The organism is Pontibacter harenae (genome assembly GCF_020907245.1).
GTDB lineage: Bacteria > Bacteroidota > Bacteroidia > Cytophagales > Hymenobacteraceae > Pontibacter > Pontibacter harenae.
This window is the reverse complement of record NZ_JAJJWH010000032.1, coordinates 1-15,384: the sequence shown is the minus strand read 5'-3', so window position 1 is coordinate 15,384 and position 15,384 is coordinate 1. Positions and strand designations below refer to the sequence as shown.

Genomic DNA, 15,384 nt, shown 5'->3' with positions numbered 1-15,384 from the left:
TCTTTAAAATCTGTAAGTCATTGTTTCTCAAAGTAAAAAAATAGCCACCCTATGCACAGTGGCCTTTACCTTTTGAAAAATCAGCTAAAGTCACGTCAATCTAAGAGGCTGTTTTGAATTCATTTATCAAGTTTTTTAAGCATGATGTGAATCATTGTTATTTGTATCATTGTCTCAGATGACTTAGTCAGGTACTCATAGTCCTTGGAGAGCCTACGGTAGAGATTAAGCCAGCCGAAAGTCCGCTCCACAATCCACCGCTTGGGCAAAGCCTGAAAGACCTTCTTATATATCTTGTTTACGATCCTCAGTTCCCAATTCAGGTGGCGGAAGGTGTTTTTGACCCACTCCCACATGACCAGCCCGCTGTAGCCCTGGTCTGCAAAGAAGAGCCTCAGGCGGCTGAAATCGGCTATTCTGGAGGCAGCCCTTGCCAACAGCCACCTGGCCCCCTGCCGTTCAGCAACATCTGCCCGGTGGACAATGAGCACGATAAGCAAACCCAGCGTGTCGACCATCAGGTGCCTTTTACGTCCCTTCACATGCTTGGCCGTGTCATAGCCTCTCTGCCCGCCCTGCTGCACCGTCTTCACGCTCTGCGAGTCTATGATGCCTACACTCGGAGAATCTTCTTTGCCGTGTTTGCCCCTGACCTTCTTGGAGAGACAGTCGTGGAGCATCTCCCAGCAACCATTCAGCCGCCATTTACGGTAATAGTAGTAGACTGTCTGCCAGGGAGGAAGGTACGAGGGCAGCATGCGCCACTGCACCCCGCCCTTGATGACATAGAAGATGGCGTCAAGAATGCTGCGAAGAGGCCATACGCGCTTACGCTGTAGCGTTTCAGCCTCTAATATCTTTTCAATAAATTGCCACTGGGTGTCGGTTAAACTGCTGGGATAAGCCATAAGTCTGCAAACTTTTCTTACCCTAACAACCGACACCTGCTTTTTTATCCATTCAAATCAAAACAGCCTCTAAGTCAAACTTTATAGATAGAATACTATACTCGTCGGCTTTTCGAGTAGAAGGCGAAGGGAAAGTACAGCGGGAGATGGCGTTGCGCATGAACGAGGTGATGGAGAAATTCCGTGAGGTGCGTGCCGAAAAAGAGGCACATTTGCATTACTTCGAGGTAATTGTGCAGCACATCGGCATCATAACCTATAAAACTAATGGAACTATACTGATGCTGAACAACGCAGCCAAAAAGCTGCTGCAGGTTAAAAAGGCAACAAACGTGGAGGAGCAGAGCCTGATTAACCCGAAACTGGCGCAGAGCCTGCTGGCGTTGGAGAGCGGCGAAAAGGCGCTGGTGCAGGTACGGCAGGGTGGGGAATTGCTGAACCTTTCAGTGCATGTGATGGAGCTTTCATTACTGGGTGATAAGATAAGGCTGGCTTCGGTGCAGAACATACAGCGCGAACTGGAGGACAAGGAGATGGAGGCATGGCACAACCTGATCAAGGTGCTGACACATGAGATTATGAATTCTGTTACGCCCATCGCCTCGCTATCGGCCAGCGCCTACGAAGACGTGTATACTTACACCGATACCGAGGCAGAGGAAATAACCTTGCTCAAAGGTGAGTTGATTGATATTGGACAATGCCTGCAAACCATCAACCGCCGCTCCGATGGCCTAATCCGTTTTGTAAGCGATTTCCGAAACCTGACGGCTATATCTTCTCCAGTATATAGTATGTTTAATGTGACGGAGCTGCTAAAAGAAATTAAGATGCTGCTGCGAGATCAGCTGGCAAAAAATGAGATTGACTTGCACGTTGATGCTCCAGCACAGCCATTGCTGCTCTCCGCTGACAGAACGATGATAGAGCAGGTGCTGATTAACCTGGTGAAGAACGCCTTGGAGGCGGTGCAGGAGCAGAAGCATGAAATGCTGATCACACTACTGGCCTACCACGACGAGCGCAGCCGCATTTCGATTGAAGTGAGGGATAACGGCCACGGCATGACGACTGAGGCGATGACAAAGATTTTTATACCTTTCTTCAGCACCAAAAAAGCAGGCTCAGGTATAGGCCTCAGTTTATCGCGGCAGATCATGCGTTTGCACAAGGGCAGTATCTCGGTGCAGTCGGAACTGGAGAAGGGCACACGGTTTATACTTCGTTTTTAGCTGCACCCTTTCTGGTTCTTTTCGTTAGTATAAAGTGCAAAACGATATACCAACTGTAAAGAACTATAAGATGAGTGAGATATCGCGAGGCGTGACAGTGAGCGCAGATAAAGGTTCGGGCATGATGGCTCAGATAGTGATGGAAGGGCAGCCGTTTAAAATAGATGAGTCTGGTGCAGCGGAGGGAGTGAAAAATGGGCCAGACCCAAACGATTACATTCTAAGTGCACTCGGAGCCTGCACCGTTATTACCTTGCACATGTACGCCAGCCGCAAGCAGTGGCCTCTGGAGCGGGCAGAGGTGCTATTGCGGCATGAATTTGTGGTAGTGGATAATGCGCCTGGTTTGGCAGCAGGTAAGATTAAGAAAATGCTCATCTATAAGCACCTGCGCTTGCTTGGCGACCTTACGCCTGAGCAAATCAAGCGGCTCTTAAACATTTCCTCAAAATGCCCCGTGCAGAAAACCTTAGAGGCGGGAGTGATGGTGGAGACTATTCTTGAAGTTTAGCTGTTTTTAAATAAAATATGTGGTTTAGGAGTAAATAATATGGTTTTATTTATATAAATTAAGTATATTTATCATAGGCCTTAACACAGTTAGCGAAGAGGAGAAAGGTAAGGTTTTACCCCCGTATACAGTCTAAACCTAAACACCAAGCCATGAAAATCTATAAACTGTTCCCGCTACTTTACATTCTGTTTGCCTGCACTTCTTCAACTTTATTAGCTGCTTTCTCTTTTGCTCCAGTAGCTGTAAAGGTACCCGCACCTTAAAAGATACTTATTACCTATACTAGCGAAAATAATGGACACACCACACTCAGTTATAATGAGCGACTAACAGATCACCATAATATTGTTTTAGAAGGATCGGACAGGGAAGTAGAGTTTGAAGCTGAAGAGTTTTTATTTATTCGAGAAAATGATCGACATCAGACGCCCTATATTCTGCTACCTGGTGATACGCTTGAGTTTGTAAAGGAAAGCCAGCAAGCGCCAGGCAGGTTTATAAGTCGTGATAGTGTTAGAAATGCTGAGCTAAATCTATTCCCGAGTATGTATAGAGAGCTTGGTTCTTCGCAAAGTGTAGTCATAGATAACATATCAAACTTTGCTATCAACTCGAGCAAACTAGATTCACTTGTTGATGTCACGTATAACAAACGGAAACGTTTTTTAGCGACTTATGCGGCTGATTATAATATTAGACCAGAGCTACTTTATATAGCCGAGAAAGTCATCAAACATAACTACTACTTCGATAAAGCTTTACTTGCATTTTCTGTCCCTGCTGTACAGCCTGGTTTAGAAGCTTATGTTAATAATGCTGATCTAACTGATTACAACTATCCCGATTTTAGGAATGCCTGTAGTTTAGCCGTAGCGCGAATTGGCATAAAGATCACAAGACAAAGGCGAAGATCTAAAGCTGCGATACAGGAAGTATGATGAAATGCTTAAGCCTGCGTTAGCTGAGTTGATGCAGTTTTCGCTTCTGGCAAACAAGGTGTCTCAAAAGCAAAGCACCCATGCTGAACTAATGGCTGAGTTCATAGCTCGTACGCAGGATAAAAGCATGGTAGCTTTTCTGCAGGAAGCGCAGCGGCTGCAGGAAGCACGAAAAAATATAGGAGATGGGGTTGCCATCATAGATAACAAGGAGGTGGTAACAGACTTAAATTCGTTCTTACAGTTGCACAGGGGCAAGGTAATTTACGTTGATTTATGGGCGAGTTGGTGTCGGCCTTGCCTGGCTGAAATGCCTGCCTCCCAGCAGTTGCAGCAGCGATATAAAGGCAGGGATGTACTCTTCTTATACCTATCGCTTGATGAGCATAAAGAGAGTTGGTCTAAAGCTTTGGTACGCCAAAAAGATGTGCTGTCGAATGATAATAGTTATCTGTTGCTGGACAACTTCCACAGTGATTTTGCTACAAAGTATGATGTTAAAACCATTCCCCGTTATCTGCTTATCGATAAAGCAGGTACTGTCGTTGAAACCGATGCTCCGAGGCCTGGAGAGGAGGAAGTCAAAGAATTGATAGACACCTATCTCGCTAAATAAAAATGATTTAGCTAAGAGCAGATTGGTAGTAGTGAATATAGATTACCTTTTTATGCAACAGCAGTCGCTTCAAAGCTAAGCTGAAAGTGCTCCTCCAAAGTAAGTGCGCCTAGCTTTGGCGCTATACAATCATCTTTCGAGACAGCAACCATAAACGCAGCTTTGTCATAGGTGTTAGGGCTAAAGAGTTTCACAATAGGCAAGATTGCTTCTACTAGTCCGAACGGCACTACGGGAATTCTTTTCTTGAAACCAGCAGCCTTGGCGACTAGCTGCATAAGCTGCAGCCGTGTGTATACTTTCTTGCCGCCAATGGGTATAATCTGCGACTCCTTGCCAATGGCTTCCACCGCTACTTTGGCTACATCGCCCTAAAAAACAGGATTAGTGCGTTTGTCGCCTTTTCCCATAGAAGCAATTTTTCCATTTTTAGCCATTTTCAACACTTCATCAAAGGCAGAGAACAGGGCAGTGGGCTGCAAAATGGTATAGGTAAGCCTGGAGTCGAATAAGGCTTCCGTGACATTGGCGTGTGCTCTGAAGTACGCCAATTTTGGGTACATTTCTGCTGTATAAGCTGACGTATAAATAAACTGTTTTACCCCAGAAACCAGCGTTTCATGCAGTATATTCAGGTTAGCTCTAAAGTCGATGTCGCGGAAAGTTGCTTTGCTTTTGTCTGATAGGCTGATGCTTTTGCCCAAAGCTGAAATAACCACATCCATGTTTTCGCATATCTTTTTCAGAAGCTCAGAGTCGGTAGCATCGCCTATAAAAACCTCATCTGGCACTGGCGATAGTAACTTTGCTTTTTCTGCTGATCTTACCAACACACGGACATAATAACCTTGCTGTTTAAGCTCTTGCAGTAAATATTTGCCCAGGTTACCTGTGGCACCAGCTAATAACACTTTTCTCATAGTTCTGTTTGGGATGCATACTTAAATATAGGGATATAAGCTCTTATTACCAGTATTTTATGGATATGTGCTTCTGTTTTTCTTGTGGTTTTTATCCTTTAAGGTATATTAGTAAGTATAACTGCATATAAAATTTACGCTGATTCAGCCATACAAATGTTTACAACGAAAAGCTTAAAATACCTAGCGTCTCTATTCTTAGCTATAAATATGGTAGCCTGTGTTCCCATAGAGCAGCAGGGGCAGAGTTCTACAGGCAATGCTGCTCAAACTTCCATCCGCTACGAAGACTTTATCTACGATGCCAGTATAAAATCTGTGCAGTGTTACCGTGCAACAGGGGGAGAGGAGGAAGTGCTAGAGCCTGCAGTCGTAAAGCTAAACGAAGGCTCTATGATGTTGGAGTTCGACCGTTTGGATGCAGGACCACAGCGCCTATTGGCAAAGCTGGTGCACTGCAACGCCGACTGGACTCCTTCTGGGTTGGCAGAATCTCAATACCTGAACGACTTTAACGAGTTCTTTCTGACAGATGTGCAAACCTCCATCAATACGCGTGTTCCGTACGTGCATTACCAGTTTCGCGTGCCACGTGTAAAACTGAGTGGTAATTATGTGCTGGTGGTGCAGGAGGAGGGAGGCAGCCTGCTGATAACGCGTAGATTGCTGGTGTATCAGGAGTTAGTATCTGTAACTACAAAGCTTGGTGCCCCTACAGGCTCACCTGGGCAACAGGAGCGGCAGCCTGTAGAGTTTAATGTATTCTATAACAATTACGAACTGGTAAATCCTGTGCAGGAGGTAAAAGCGATTATGCGCCAGAATCACCGCTGGGACAACGCCAAGCGTTATGCCCGCCCAGCTTTTGTGCGAGAAGACGTGAAGCGCCTGGAGTATGTGTTTTTTGAGCCCAAAGATCATTTTATGGGTTTAAGTGAGTTCCGCGCTTTTGATACCCGAAGCGTACGCTATAATGGGATTGGAGTGGCAGGTGTAAACTTAAATGAGAACCCAATAGCAGTTGACCTGCAAACAGATATTAGTAGGCAAGGCCAGGCCTATAGCCAGGACCCTGACATAAACGGCAAGCGCTTGTTTAATATCCGAGAGTATACACAGGGCGATGTAAGTGCAGACTATACGTGGGTGGATTTTGAGTTGGAGACACCACAGGTAGGCAGTGGGGCTGTGTATGTGCTAGGAGAACTAACCAACTGGCGCTTAAGCAATGAATCGAGGTTGCAGTACGATGAAGCGAGAGGAATTTATACTGGCAAGCTGCTCTTAAAGCAGGGATATTATAACTACTACTATGGCCTTCAACCAAGCAGTAATCCTGAAGCGGATGCAGCCTATTTTGAAGGCAGCCACTTTAGCACAAACAACGTCTATGACATTCTCATATACTACCGCCCACCAGGCACCAGAGCTGATTTGCTTATCGGGTACACCGAGATTTTGTATAACAGGTTTTAACTGTTATACGCTACAGCTATAGTGCAGACAAACGTTCATTCATGCTTTTCCTGTATTTGGCAGCTATGTAAAAAATTAATCAAACAGTATGCAGTTAGATTGTAAAGAACTTGGAATGGTTATGACCATCGTAAAATCTTCAAAGGATACTAATGGTAAATCTTTAGAAATGGAATGGACACTTTCTCCAAATTCAGGAGGAACTCCAATTCATATTCATCCCACCGCAATAGAAACATATGAAATACTAAGTGGTGAATTAGAAGTATTTAAAAAAGATAAATGGATTACGGCCAAAGCTGGTGAAAAAATAATAATTGAAAAGGGGGAGCCTCATACCTTTAAAAATACTACTGATGAAATTGTCCGGGTTTATAATACCCACCAACCAGCAATGGAGTTCGAGAATTTCTTTAAAGGCCTTCATAAATTTGCTAAGAGCGGACTTATCAAAGATGGAAAAATGAATTTCAAATCAATTGTTGGAATATCAACTCTTTGGACAAATTATCCAAAAGAAATAGTTTCTGTAAAACCTCCTTTATTTGTTATGAAATTGATGGGATGTTATGGAAAGTTGATTGGAATAAATTTCAAATAAAACAAAATACACATCTGCCAATACAGCATGTAGCCAATACGAGTATTAGCTATATTTAAAACTATAATAATAACTTTTTTGGGCGGTACTGGTAAAGCTTAGTGGATGAGGGGGGAAGGAAGACACTAAATTTACTGCATGTGCCTATGAAAGATCAGAACTCAGCCCATCACAAACACCATGAGAATCCTAACAATACTCAGTTCAAAAAGGATAAAGTTTTAGCGGATGCTCCCGAGCGAAGCCGTTACTCTTTTAGGCGCGGAGGTGTATGGATATTGTTCTTCCTGCTGCTCTCGCTTGTTCCGCTTGGTATAGGGTTAGTAAGCCCTACGCCAGATTACCGCAATTTCTGGATGGAGTTTGGTGTTACCGCTGGTTTTGTTGCCTTAGGTTTATTTGCTGCCCAATTTATTTTTTCGGGTCGGCTAGCCTGGGTAGCTCCTAGCTTCGGCATGGACAACATTGTTCATTTCCATCGCGAAATTGGTATTATAGCCTTTCTTTTTCTGCTGGTCCACCCCGTTACTCTGTTACTGCATAATCCTGCTTTCATTTCTTACTTCGACCCGGGCGTTAATTTAATGCGTGCCATTGCCCTAGTATTTGTCAATTTTGCCATACTAGGTATTGTAGCCACCAGCCTTTGGCGGATAAAATTTGGGTTGAGTTATGAGAAGTGGCGGCTTCTACATGGGTTTCTGGCACTTTCCATTGTCTTTATAGGGGTGGTGCATTCGGTGCAGGTAGCCCATTATTTAGATCCGTTGTGGAAGAAAATTTTATTAGGAGCAACCATGGGCGCCTGTATGTATCAGGTACTCCATACCCGCTTGGTAAGGCCTTGGCTAAATCGCAAGCACCCCTACAGGGTAGTAGAACTTAAAGAAGAACATGATGATTGTTACAGCCTCACAATTGCTCCTGTAAAAGGTCCTAAAATGAAGTTTATACCTGGGCAGTTTGCCTGGATTACCATTTGTGACACGCCTTTGAGCCTGCAACAGCATCCATTCTCTTTTTCTTCCAGTGCCCAGGCCGACACAATTTCTTTTACCGCAAAAGTCTCTGGTGATTTTACCGCCACCTGGAAAGACCTGAAGCCTGGCCGCAAGGTATTCCTGGAAGGGCCGTTTGGGTCGTTTACTCCAGAGCCAGACAGCCATGTATTTATGGTGGTGGGCGGTATTGGGGTAACTCCAGCCATGAGTATTCTGCGCACGATGCGCGATGATAAAGATCCCCGCCAAGCTATTCTCCTTTACGCCAGCAGTGACTGGGACGATGTCACGTTTAAAGAAGAACTAGTAGAAATAAGCCAACAGCTGAACCTTAGAGTAATTCATATTCTGGAGGAGCCGCCTAAAAACCCCACCGAAGGGATTGAAACAGAAGAAGGTCGAATTGATCAGGAGATGCTAGCGAAGTACCTACCCGAAAACCATGATCAGTTTATGTTTTTCATCTGTGGCCCTAGTGGGTTGATGGATGTTACAGAGGTAGCCCTGCACCAACTGGGGGTGGATTGGAGGCGAATTTACTCTGAAAGGTTCAAGATTGTGTAAGCAATGTTTTCTAGATGATAAAAAGAACCTGGTATAGGCTTAAAGAATAAAAAAGAGCATTATGTCAAAGCAAACTAAACTATTTTATAAAATAGCCTCTCGCACTGCAGATGTAGTTGGGGTACTTTTATTTTTGGTAACTTTAATAACAGCTTCCAGGGGACTTTGGTGAAAAGACTTTAGGCCTATCATATGGCGCTTTTAGTAAAATATAAAATGCCCTACAACAAAACCTAAATGCCATGCTACGGCTGAAGGCTTTGCTCGTTGTTTAGCCTAGTCTGTAGGTGTAAGCAAAGTATTGCAAAGTCAGCCTTAGCGAATGGGCGAATGCAGAAAAAAAATATTTCTATAGAACAGGAAAGGCGGGTTCATCACCCGCCTTTCCTGTTCTATAGAATCTACAGTAATTTATACGTTGAAACGGAAGTGCATGATATCACCATCCTGTACCACGTAATCTTTGCCCTCAACAGACATTTTACCAGCTTCTTTTATCTTAGCTTCGGTGCCAAATTTCTGGTAATCTTCCAGTTTAATAACTTCTGCACGGATAAAGCCTTTCTCAAAGTCTGTATGTATTACTCCAGCTGCCTGAGGAGCTTTCCATCCTCTTTCTATCGTCCAGGCGCGTACCTCTTTCGGACCTGCCGTAAAATAGGTGATTAGGTTCAGTAACTGGTATGATGCTCTTATCAGTTTGTTCAAACCCGACTCTGTTAAGCCATACTCAGACAGGAACATTTCTTTTTCCTCTAGGTCGGTAAGTTCTGCAATCTGTGCTTCAATGGAGGCGGAGATCAAAACTACTTGTGCATTCTCATTCTTCACGTGCTCTTCTAAAGCCTTAGAGAATTCGTTGCCTGAATTCATAGAATCCTCGTCTACGTTTGCGGCATAAATAACAGGCTTCTCCGTAAGTAGGTTAAGATCTTCTACAGCTTCTTTGTCATCCTCGGTTGCATCCAGGCTACGCACATTTAAGCCCGCTTCCAAGTGTGCTTTATACTTCTCCAGGCTAGCAAATTCTTTTTTGGCTTTAGCATCTCCTGCCTTGGCCGAACGCTGCACCTTTAGTAGCTTCTTCTCAACCGAATCCAGGTCTTTCAGTTGTAGCTCTGTATCAATTATCTCTTTATCAGAAATAGGATCTACTTTGCCAGCTACGTGAACGATATTCGGATCTTCGAAGCAGCGCACCACGTGTATAATGGCGTCTACCTCGCGTATGTTTGCCAGAAACTTATTGCCCAAGCCTTCGCCTTTGCTAGCACCTTTTACCAGGCCCGCAATATCTACAAACTCGATAACAGTTGGCAGCACGCGCTCGGGGTGTACCAGCTCTTCCAGTATCTGCAGACGCTCGTCGGGTACAGTAATTACACCCACGTTTGGCTCTATGGTACAAAAAGGATAGTTGGCAGATTCTGCCTTGGCATTAGAAATGGCGTTGAACAAAGTAGACTTACCAACATTTGGCAGTCCTACAATTCCGCATCTTAGTCCCATTAATTTCTTGTTGTGTTAAAATCAGGCGCAAATATACAACAAAATAGAGAGTTGTGGGCAAGCACTTTAGATTTTCGAGGGCAAAGCTATAGCATGCAACCTATACAGGAGAGGTACGGCAGCATCAGGCAAAAATAAAAAAAGCTTATGGAAAGGTAAATCCATAAGCTCTGAAGGGTTATACAAAAGAAGGAAATATTATTCCCACTTCAACTCTTCATCAAAAGCAACTGCTGTTACTGGCTCTATGGTAGCCTCTGTCTCTGCAGGAGCTTCTAGTGCGGCAAGTGCTTCTTCTGTCAATAGCTCAGATTTAACGTGCTCTATCGTGCCCTGCAGTGCCTCCATAAACTTAACAAAGTCTTCTTTATACAAAAAGATCTTGTGTTTTTCATAAGAGAAGCTTTCCTCTTTAAACTTTCTCTTGCTTTCCGTAATGGTTACGTAAAAGTCATTTGAGCGAGTTGACTTCACATCAAAGAAATACGTTCTCTTCCCTGCTCTTACTCTTTGGGAATAAATTTCTGCTTTTTCGTTGTTCTCTTCCACCGTTTAATAGACGTTAAATTCAACTTTGTGAATCTAAAAGTAACATATTGATCTGATATATAAAAATTTTTGAATTTAAATTTTGATAATTTATTTTGTATATATTTGTGGCTGAACCAAAATAGTATAGCATGAATCTAAGTTCAATTATACTAATACTATGGCTTTCAGTCTTTTCCAGCAACGCTGCCTATACTGCCGAAGGTAGAGCCTCCTTCTATTCAGACCGTATGCAAGGGCAGGTCACCGCCAGCGGCGAACCCTATAATAAAGAGGAGTTTACTGCCGCTCATGCCACACTTCCTTTCGATACAAAGGTGCAGGTAACGAACAAAAAAAACGGTAAGTCAGTCATCGTCAGGATAAACGACCGCATGGCGCACAATAGGCATCGGATTATTGATGTATCTAAAGCTGCTGCCAAAGAGCTTGATATTATACTTGCGGGATATGGCACTGTACGTCTGGCAGAAGTTAAAAACAATGGAGCCAAGCAACAAGAAGCCCCTTTAGCCGTTTCAGAACCAGAACAAAAGAGGTAACCCCCTACTGCTGCCCATGAAGAAGCCCTTGACCTTAGCCGATGTACAGAAGTTTCAGAATATGGAGTTTCTGGCAAAACAGTTGGTGGAGGGTTTTATAACAGGGCTGCACCAGTCGCCTTACCACGGTTTTTCGGTGGAGTTTTCGGAGCATCGCCTCTACAACAACGGCGAAAGCACGCGCCACATCGACTGGAAAGTCTTTGCCCGCACCGATAAGCTTTTTGTAAAGCGCTACGAAGAAGAAACAAACCTGCGGTGCCACATGCTACTCGATGTGTCTCCTTCTATGTATTACCCACTCGAGAATTACGGTAAGGTTACATTTTCTGCCTTGTGTGCCGCTGCTTTAGCTACCCTATTGCGCAAGCAGCGCGACGCGGTGGGACTGGTGACTTTTGCCGATACCATAGAACAGCAAACTCCTGTACGCTCCACGGCCTCGCATCTGCACACCCTTTTGCTGCTTTTACAAAAGCAACTGGATGAAAAACCAGTGCCTCGCGAAACGAATGTAGCCCAGGTGGTGCACCAAATAGCGCAGCAAATCCCGAAGCGGTCGCTAGTGGTTATCTTCAGTGATATGCTCAGTCGCCACGACGATATGAAAGCTGTTTTTGCCGCACTCCAGCACTTAAAGCACCAAAACCACGAAGTGTTAATTTTCCATGTGATGGACCGAAAAACGGAAGAGGAGTTCGATTTTTCAGAGCGTCCCTACATTTTTGTGGACGTGGAGACAGGGCAGGAGCTAAAGTTGCAGCCGTCGCAGGTGAAGGAACACTATCGAACGGCTGTAGAAAGCTACAAAAAGGAACTGGCCCTGAAGTGCGGGCAGTACAAAATAGATTTTGTACCCGTAGATATAAGCGAACCTTTTGACAAGGTGCTTTATGCTTACCTGGTGAAGCGAGGGAAAGTGAAGTAGAGTTGGAGGGTTTGGGGTTTAGGCATTAGAGAGTTAAAAAGTTAGTAAACTTTTTAACTATTCTACATGGCAGTAAGCTATAAGAAATGCTTTACTAGTTCTTCCCATTCTTCGTCCAAAGAAACGGATGGACTTTTTTTTCCTGCTTTACGGTACCAGTAATCTGCATTCCAAGTGTCACCTTCTTTGCGATGTAAGTAGGCGTGTATCCAGGAGGCATCTTGATCGGGTAAGTCCTGGATCAGTTCGTGGGCGCTGTTCCAGTTTCCTTTGGCATCAAACCATAATGCCCACAGGTAAACGGAGGCATCAATGGGAGGAGTTTCTTTTTGTAAGCTTTCTTCAAAAGTGACAAAATTCATTGCTAGTATATTTCAGTTATTTTTGTATTGATTTAAATAGAGAATTATCTGCTTGTAAAATTTATATCCTGTTTGTACTGAGGTATGAGAGCATAGTTTTTAATAAAGGATATTTTTAACTCTTACAGGCAAATCAATCCTGTTGTTTAGTTCTGCATTGGATATATTGGTAAGATTTACTTTCTTACATAGCTAAATTGTTATAAACACTATAAATAAAAATGGATAGACGCTCACATTTTAGAAAAACTTTGTTTGCTCTGTTGCTAGGCTCCGTAATGGTAAGCTCTTGCCAGTCAACGACTACTGAAAATCAGGAGGCTTCTGAAGAACAAGAAACTGCATCAAACGAGCAGTATTTGTCAGAGCCGCTTGTAAAGGATATTTACACAGCTGACCCTTCAGCACATGTTTTCAATGGTAAAATATACATTTACCCATCGCACGATATTGATGCAGGCATAAAAGAGGATGACTCTGGCGACCAGTATGACATGAGAGACTACCATGTTTTTTCGATGGATAGTGTTGGAGGAGAGGTTACAGACCATGGCGTAGCACTCGATATAAAAGATGTTCCTTGGGCTGGCAGGCAAATGTGGGCTCCTGATGCAGCCTTCAAAAACGGTACCTACTATTTATATTTCCCAGTTAAAGACAAAGAAGATGTCTTTAGAATTGGTGTTGCTACTAGTTCGTCTCCAACTGGACCGTTCAAGCCAGAATCTGCACCTATAGCTAAGAGCTACAGTATAGATCCTGCTGTATTTACAGATACAGACGGCAATTCTTATATGTACTTCGGTGGTATTTGGGGAGGACAGTTACAGCGTTGGAGCACTGGCCAGTATAACCCGAACGATGAATATCCTGCAGATGACCAACCAGCTTTAAGTCCTAAAGTGGCTCGCTTGAGCGCTGATATGAAAAGCTTTGAAGGCGACGTGCAAGATGTTAAACTCTTAGATGAGAATGGACAGCCGCTTTTGGCAGGAGATAACGACAGACGCTTTTTTGAAGCTGCCTGGTTGCACAAGTACAATGGCAAATATTACTTCTCTTACTCTACAGGCGACACGCATAACATTGCCTACGCCGTAGGTGACAGCCCAATGGGTCCTTTCACTTATAAAGGAGTGGTATTAGAGCCTGTGAAGGGCTGGACAAACCACCACTCTATAGTAGAGCATAACGGCAAGTGGTACATTTTCTATCACGATATACAGATGTCAGGCAAAACGCACTTAAGAAACATCAAGGTGACGGAGCTTAAGCATAACCCTGATGGCACTATCCAGACAATAACAGCTTACAGAGAGCAGTAGTTGTTTTCTCTTTTGTTGAATCCCAGTTCATGTCATCTAGGCATGAACTGGGATTTTTTATTTGGGCATGTTGTCAAGCGACTGCCACAGGTACTTGCAGGCGATTGTTCTGAAGGGCCGCCAATTTTCTGCAATTTCCACCATTCTTGCCTTCAAGGCTTTTCCTGTTTCTTCCAGATTATAGTGTCGTTTTATAGCATTTTGTATACCAAGGTCATCTAGCGGCAGCACATCTGGCCGCTCCAACGCAAACATCAACAGCATCTCCACAGTCCACCTACCAACGCCCTTTATCTGGGTAAGGTGCTTGATCAAGTCTTCATCAGGCATGGCATCGATGGTGTCGTGTGTTAGATTGCCTGCTGCTGCAAACTGAGCTACATTTCTGATATACCCTAGCTTCTGGAAAGACAAGCCTGCACCGCGCAAAGTCTCGTCGCTTAATGCCAGCACCTGGTCGGGGTGCGGGTAATTTTCTGGAAATAATTCTGTGAACCTTCTGAAAATAGTGGCGGCAACCTTGGTAGAAAGCTGCTGCGACACAATAGCGCTCAACAGCCTGAAGTATAAATCTGTTGACTTTCGGGATTGTAGGGGAGGAGTGTTTCTGATAATTTCTGCTAGTACGGGGTCTTGTACTAGAATCGCTTTGGCCTCAGGAGTAAGCATAGCTGATTCTGACATAGATTATAGTTTGCGAAGTAAATATATAGAAAACTAAAACTACGTACGAACTGCGTAATAAGCTGTAACTGCAAATTTGAACTTTAATTAAAGCTAAGGTAGATTGATCAGCGTTTCTATGAGCGAACGACAAACACTCACTGGCATACCAAGTTACATTTTTCCTAATGTTAAGCTTTAGGTAAGGCAATATTGGTACACTTGAGCTAAACGTTAGAAACAACAAGCCTCTTAACAAAATGAGCAGAAACAAGTTCGGAATAAATCGTTGCTCGTCTCTGCTCAAAGGAGTTTAGGTAAAGATTAGATTAGTTTGGCTAGGCGGTAATAAGTTTAGAAAAGTTAGATTAATATAGCTTTGTTTATTTTGATGTTAAACCTGTTCGTAAAGGGGGGGCTTGTGTGTGTACAAATATAGTTAATAGGGTTATAAAACAATAGGGGTGGTGTTAAATATTTAACTTTTTTATAGGATTAGCCTAAATTTATAGGGGGTATGGGATGTGTGTTAAACATATGGGATATGTGTTAAACAAGAGTCTCTTGATTAAACAAATGACTCTTGCTTAATGCACAGAATATAAGAAGAGCATCTGGAGTTGCATAAGTGTGGGCAAAAACTTCATGAAACTATTCTGTGGCACCATGTGTGGAGATAAAAGAAGCGCATATTTCGAGGCTGTAAAACAAACTGTGTCAAAGGATTAGGAGTATT

At 43.5% G+C, this 15,384-nt stretch carries 17 protein-coding genes; 10 read left to right on the top strand and 7 right to left on the bottom strand.

What is annotated here, in order from left to right; translation table 11 throughout:
* Positions 1 to 119: 119 nt before the first annotated feature.
* Complete coding sequence (locus LN893_RS14785; protein WP_229971370.1) at positions 120 to 908, bottom strand: IS5 family transposase; 789 nt, start codon at positions 906 to 908, stop codon at positions 120 to 122.
* 146 nt (positions 909 to 1,054) lie between these two features.
* Between LN893_RS14785 and LN893_RS14780 the strand changes: the two genes are divergently transcribed.
* The 4 genes from LN893_RS14780 to LN893_RS14765 all read left to right on the top strand — a co-directional run bounded on the left by LN893_RS14780 (position 1,055) and on the right by LN893_RS14765 (position 4,208).
* Positions 1,055 to 2,140 (top strand): sensor histidine kinase, encoded by a 1,086-nt coding sequence (locus LN893_RS14780; protein WP_229971369.1) that lies wholly within the window; start codon positions 1,055 to 1,057, stop codon positions 2,138 to 2,140.
* 70 nt (positions 2,141 to 2,210) lie between these two features.
* Positions 2,211 to 2,651 (top strand): OsmC family protein, encoded by a 441-nt coding sequence (locus LN893_RS14775; RefSeq protein WP_229971367.1) that lies wholly within the window; start codon positions 2,211 to 2,213, stop codon positions 2,649 to 2,651.
* A gap of 548 nt (positions 2,652 to 3,199) precedes the next feature.
* Positions 3,200 to 3,592 (top strand): hypothetical protein, encoded by a 393-nt coding sequence (locus LN893_RS14770; protein WP_229971365.1) that lies wholly within the window; start codon positions 3,200 to 3,202, stop codon positions 3,590 to 3,592.
* Between the two features lie 4 nt (positions 3,593 to 3,596).
* Positions 3,597 to 4,208, top strand: a complete 612-nt coding sequence (locus LN893_RS14765; protein ID WP_229971363.1) for a TlpA family protein disulfide reductase — start codon at positions 3,597 to 3,599, stop codon at positions 4,206 to 4,208.
* A gap of 50 nt (positions 4,209 to 4,258) precedes the next feature.
* On the opposite strand, the gene LN893_RS14760 is transcribed toward LN893_RS14765, so the two are convergent.
* Positions 4,259 to 4,558: a hypothetical protein gene (locus LN893_RS14760; protein WP_229971361.1), complete on the bottom strand. Its 300-nt coding sequence runs from the start codon at positions 4,556 to 4,558 to the stop codon at positions 4,259 to 4,261.
* Positions 4,559 to 4,579: 21 nt separating this feature from the next.
* The gene (locus LN893_RS14755; protein ID WP_229971359.1) at positions 4,580 to 5,128 is read right to left on the bottom strand and encodes an SDR family oxidoreductase; all 549 of its coding nucleotides are present in this window, start codon (positions 5,126 to 5,128) and stop codon (positions 4,580 to 4,582) included.
* A 210-nt stretch (positions 5,129 to 5,338) separates the two neighbouring features.
* Here LN893_RS14755 and LN893_RS14750 point away from each other — a divergent pair, with 210 nt between their 5' ends.
* The 3 genes from LN893_RS14750 (at position 5,339) to LN893_RS14740 (ending at position 8,770) form a co-directional block, all read left to right on the top strand.
* Complete coding sequence (locus LN893_RS14750; protein ID WP_229971357.1) at positions 5,339 to 6,604, top strand: type IX secretion system plug protein; 1,266 nt, start codon at positions 5,339 to 5,341, stop codon at positions 6,602 to 6,604.
* An 88-nt stretch (positions 6,605 to 6,692) separates the two neighbouring features.
* Positions 6,693 to 7,205, top strand: coding sequence for a cupin domain-containing protein (locus LN893_RS14745; RefSeq protein WP_229971356.1), 513 nt, complete (start codon positions 6,693 to 6,695; stop codon positions 7,203 to 7,205).
* Positions 7,206 to 7,351: 146 nt separating this feature from the next.
* The gene (locus tag LN893_RS14740) at positions 7,352 to 8,770 is read left to right on the top strand and encodes a ferredoxin reductase family protein (RefSeq protein ID WP_229971355.1); all 1,419 of its coding nucleotides are present in this window, start codon (positions 7,352 to 7,354) and stop codon (positions 8,768 to 8,770) included.
* Between the two features lie 411 nt (positions 8,771 to 9,181).
* On the opposite strand, the gene ychF is transcribed toward LN893_RS14740, so the two are convergent.
* Positions 9,182 to 10,279, bottom strand: coding sequence for a redox-regulated ATPase YchF (gene ychF / locus LN893_RS14735; protein WP_229971354.1), 1,098 nt, complete (start codon positions 10,277 to 10,279; stop codon positions 9,182 to 9,184).
* A 198-nt stretch (positions 10,280 to 10,477) separates the two neighbouring features.
* Positions 10,478 to 10,828, bottom strand: coding sequence for a DUF3276 family protein (locus LN893_RS14730; protein ID WP_229971353.1), 351 nt, complete (start codon positions 10,826 to 10,828; stop codon positions 10,478 to 10,480).
* A 131-nt stretch (positions 10,829 to 10,959) separates the two neighbouring features.
* On the opposite strand from LN893_RS14730, the gene LN893_RS14725 reads away from it, so the two are divergent.
* Positions 10,960 to 11,370: a septal ring lytic transglycosylase RlpA family protein gene (locus LN893_RS14725; protein WP_229971352.1), complete on the top strand. Its 411-nt coding sequence runs from the start codon at positions 10,960 to 10,962 to the stop codon at positions 11,368 to 11,370.
* A gap of 16 nt (positions 11,371 to 11,386) precedes the next feature.
* Positions 11,387 to 12,298, top strand: a complete 912-nt coding sequence (locus LN893_RS14720; protein WP_229971351.1) for a DUF58 domain-containing protein — start codon at positions 11,387 to 11,389, stop codon at positions 12,296 to 12,298.
* Between the two features lie 77 nt (positions 12,299 to 12,375).
* Here LN893_RS14720 and LN893_RS14715 read toward each other — a convergent pair whose 3' ends face one another.
* Entirely contained in the window at positions 12,376 to 12,660 is a 285-nt protein-coding gene (locus LN893_RS14715) for a hypothetical protein (RefSeq protein ID WP_229971350.1), read from the bottom strand.
* A 221-nt stretch (positions 12,661 to 12,881) separates the two neighbouring features.
* Between LN893_RS14715 and LN893_RS14710 the strand changes: the two genes are divergently transcribed.
* A complete protein-coding gene (locus LN893_RS14710; protein ID WP_229971348.1) occupies positions 12,882 to 13,985 on the top strand; it encodes a glycoside hydrolase family 43 protein in 1,104 nt (367 codons plus the stop codon).
* Positions 13,986 to 14,042: 57 nt separating this feature from the next.
* Here the strand turns inward: LN893_RS14710 and LN893_RS14705 are convergent, their stop codons facing one another.
* Positions 14,043 to 14,669: a DNA-3-methyladenine glycosylase family protein gene (locus LN893_RS14705; RefSeq protein WP_229971346.1), complete on the bottom strand. Its 627-nt coding sequence runs from the start codon at positions 14,667 to 14,669 to the stop codon at positions 14,043 to 14,045.
* Positions 14,670 to 15,384 lie beyond the last annotated feature (715 nt).

Coding starts and splice junctions, on each gene's coding strand:
- LN893_RS14785 (WP_229971370.1), bottom strand. CDS start 908: ATGGCTTATCCCAGCAGTTTAACCGACACCCAGTGGCAATTTATTGAA.
- LN893_RS14740 (WP_229971355.1), top strand. CDS start 7,352: ATGAAAGATCAGAACTCAGCCCATCACAAACACCATGAGAATCCTAAC.
- LN893_RS14750 (WP_229971357.1), top strand. CDS start 5,339: ATGGTAGCCTGTGTTCCCATAGAGCAGCAGGGGCAGAGTTCTACAGGC.
- LN893_RS14765 (WP_229971363.1), top strand. CDS start 3,597: ATGCTTAAGCCTGCGTTAGCTGAGTTGATGCAGTTTTCGCTTCTGGCA.
- LN893_RS14755 (WP_229971359.1), bottom strand. CDS start 5,128: ATGAGAAAAGTGTTATTAGCTGGTGCCACAGGTAACCTGGGCAAATAT.
- LN893_RS14720 (WP_229971351.1), top strand. CDS start 11,387: ATGAAGAAGCCCTTGACCTTAGCCGATGTACAGAAGTTTCAGAATATG.
- LN893_RS14725 (WP_229971352.1), top strand. CDS start 10,960: ATGAATCTAAGTTCAATTATACTAATACTATGGCTTTCAGTCTTTTCC.
- LN893_RS14780 (WP_229971369.1), top strand. CDS start 1,055: ATGGCGTTGCGCATGAACGAGGTGATGGAGAAATTCCGTGAGGTGCGT.
- ychF (WP_229971354.1), bottom strand. CDS start 10,279: ATGGGACTAAGATGCGGAATTGTAGGACTGCCAAATGTTGGTAAGTCT.
- LN893_RS14770 (WP_229971365.1), top strand. CDS start 3,200: ATGTATAGAGAGCTTGGTTCTTCGCAAAGTGTAGTCATAGATAACATA.
- LN893_RS14705 (WP_229971346.1), bottom strand. CDS start 14,669: ATGTCAGAATCAGCTATGCTTACTCCTGAGGCCAAAGCGATTCTAGTA.
- LN893_RS14745 (WP_229971356.1), top strand. CDS start 6,693: ATGCAGTTAGATTGTAAAGAACTTGGAATGGTTATGACCATCGTAAAA.
- LN893_RS14715 (WP_229971350.1), bottom strand. CDS start 12,660: ATGAATTTTGTCACTTTTGAAGAAAGCTTACAAAAAGAAACTCCTCCC.
- LN893_RS14710 (WP_229971348.1), top strand. CDS start 12,882: ATGGATAGACGCTCACATTTTAGAAAAACTTTGTTTGCTCTGTTGCTA.
- LN893_RS14775 (WP_229971367.1), top strand. CDS start 2,211: ATGAGTGAGATATCGCGAGGCGTGACAGTGAGCGCAGATAAAGGTTCG.